At 73.5% G+C, this 2,386-nt stretch carries 2 protein-coding genes; one reads left to right on the top strand and one right to left on the bottom strand.

Going from position 1 to position 2,386, the window contains the following annotated elements; translation table 11 throughout:
• Positions 1–1,867: DNA polymerase III subunit gamma and tau (locus AC1DY2_RS18710; protein WP_476763780.1), on the bottom strand; the 1,867-nt coding region annotated here is incomplete at its 3' end.
• Positions 1,868–1,946: 79 nt separating this feature from the next.
• On the opposite strand from AC1DY2_RS18710, the gene AC1DY2_RS18705 reads away from it, so the two are divergent.
• Positions 1,947–2,321 (top strand): TraR/DksA family transcriptional regulator, encoded by a 375-nt coding sequence (locus tag AC1DY2_RS18705; protein WP_476763779.1) that lies wholly within the window; start codon positions 1,947–1,949, stop codon positions 2,319–2,321.
• Positions 2,322–2,386: the final 65 nt, after the last annotated feature.

Genomic DNA, 2,386 nt, shown 5'->3' with positions numbered 1-2,386 from the left:
CGGGTGCGGACGACGGAGCAGGGGCGGACGGTGCCGGTGCGGGTGCGGGTGCCGGCGGTTCCGGAGCCGACGACGACGCGTCGACCGGCGCGTCGCCGCGCGTGGCGCCGTCGACCTTGGCGACGAACTTGACCGTGACGCCCAGCACGTCGCTGATCGCACGKCGGAGCAGCTCGCTCACGCTCTGCCCCGGTGGGCCGCCGCGGAACCCGGCGACATCCTGCTCGCTCGGGAAGGCGAGTACGAGCACCTCGCCGTCGCGGAACTCGCGCACCTGGGCGGTGAACGCCACCATCCATGCGCTGCGCTTCGTGCGCTGGAGGGACGCGAGCACCTCGGGCCACGCGTCGCGCATCTGCTGCAGCGTGACCGGACCGACGGGTTTCGGTGCGGGCGCGGGGACGGCGGACGCCGCTGCGGAGGGTGCCCCGGAGCCGGCAGGTGCCGCCACCGGCGCGTCGGACGCTGGTGCCGCGGATGCGGCGGTGGCGGGGACCGAGGCCGGCGCTTCCGCCGCCGGACCCCGAGCTGCCGCCTCGTCGCGGTCGGACGACGACCCAGCAGCCGCCGAAGCCGGCTCGGCTCTGGACGTGGGCTGGGACGGCGGAACGCGTGTGGGCGCCGAGGAGACGGCCGGCGGGCGGGCGGGCTCAGCCACGGCGGTAGGCGCTTCGACCGCAGAGCGGTCGCCCGCGGCATCCGTCACCCCGATGCGACGCTCGAGGCGCTCGACCCGCGCCAGTGCCCCGCGCTCGGAGTCGTCGCTCGACGGCACGAGCACCCGCGCGAGCATCAGCTCGAGGTGGAGGCGCGGCGAGGTGGCGCCGGTCATCTCGGTGAGGGTCTGGTTGACCAGGTCGGCGACCCGCGAGAGCTCGGCCGAGCCGAACGCGGCCGCCTGCGCGGCCATGCGCGCGAGCTCGTCGGCCGGCACCCCGCGCAGCACTGCGGCGGCCGTCTCAGGTGACGATGCGGCGACCACGATGAGGTCGCGGAGCCGCTCGAGCAGGTCTTCGACGAAGCGCCGCGGGTCTTGACCCGTCTGCACCACCCGGTCGGCTGCGGCGAAGGCACCCGCCGCATCCTTAGCGCCGATCGCGTCGACGACCTCGTCGAGGAGCGCGCCGTGTGTGTAGCCGAGCAGCGCCACCGCGCGCTCGTAGTCGATGGTGGTGCCCTCTGAGCCGGCGATGAGCTGGTCGAGCAGCGACAGCGTGTCTCGCGGCGAGCCGCCGCCCGCGCGCACGACGAGGGGCAGCACGCCCGGCGCGACCTCGATGCCCTCTTCGGTGCAGAGCTGCTGCACGTACTCGAGCATCGGGCCGGGCGGGACCAACCGGAACGGGTAGTGGTGCGTGCGCGAGCGGATGGTGCCGAGCACCTTGTCGGGCTCGGTGGTCGCGAAGATGAACTTCACGTGCTCGGGCGGCTCCTCGACGAGCTTGAGCAGGGCGTTGAAGCCCTGCGGCGTGACCATGTGGGCCTCGTCGAGGATGAAGATCTTGTAGCGGTCGCGGGCCGGGGCGAACACGGCGCGCTCGCGCAGGTCGCGGGCGTCGTCGACGCCGTTGTGGCTGGCTGCATCGATCTCGACGACGTCGAGCGATCCGCTGCCGCCCCGCGCCAGCTCGACGCAGCTCGCGCACACGCCGCAGGGCACGTCGGTCGGCCCCTCGGCGCAGTTGAGGCAGCGTGCGAGGATGCGCGCCGAGGTCGTCTTGCCGCAGCCGCGCGGGCCGCTGAAGAGGTAGGCGTGATTCACGCGATCGGTGCGGAGCGCGGTCATGAGGGGCTCGGTCACCTGCGACTGGCCGATCATCTCGGCGAACGTCTCAGGCCGGTAGCGGCGATACAGGGCGGTGACCACGCCTCAATCGTAGTTGCCGCGTCTGACACGGCGTCCGGATGCCGCAGGCGTAGCATTCGGGGATCGGAAAGGGGGCGAGATGACGGCGACGACGATGACCCCGGCACAGCTCGCACGGTTCGAAGGCAGGCTGCGCGCGGAACGCGCCGACGCCGAGGAGCGCCTCGCGGAGTTCGACGGCGTCATGAGCGAGGTGCGCACCGCGAGGTCGGATGCCTCAGCCGACGACGAGCACGACCCCGAAGGCCCGACGATGACGCAGGAGTGGTCGCAGCGTACTGCCGTGCTGGCCGACGTGCGTGCCGAGCTCGCCGACGTCGAGCGCGCCCTCGCCCGCATCGCCGACGGCAGCTACGGCGTCTGCGCGAACTGCGGCAAGCGGATCACCGTGGCACGTCTCGACGCACGCCCGACCGCGACGCTCTGCATCGACTGCGCTCGCCGCCTGGGCTGACCGGCTGACGCGCCCGCCGCGCCGCGCGCCGGGCGACGGCCCGTGTTGCCGGCGCACGAGTGGGC

The sequence above is a fragment of the Agromyces sp. P1_H4 genome (assembly GCF_056405255.1).
Note: the sequence above shows the minus strand (reverse complement) of the source record. Positions and strands in the feature narration are given on the sequence as shown.

Coding starts and splice junctions, on each gene's coding strand:
- AC1DY2_RS18705 (WP_476763779.1), top strand. CDS start 1,947: ATGACGGCGACGACGATGACCCCGGCACAGCTCGCACGGTTCGAAGGC.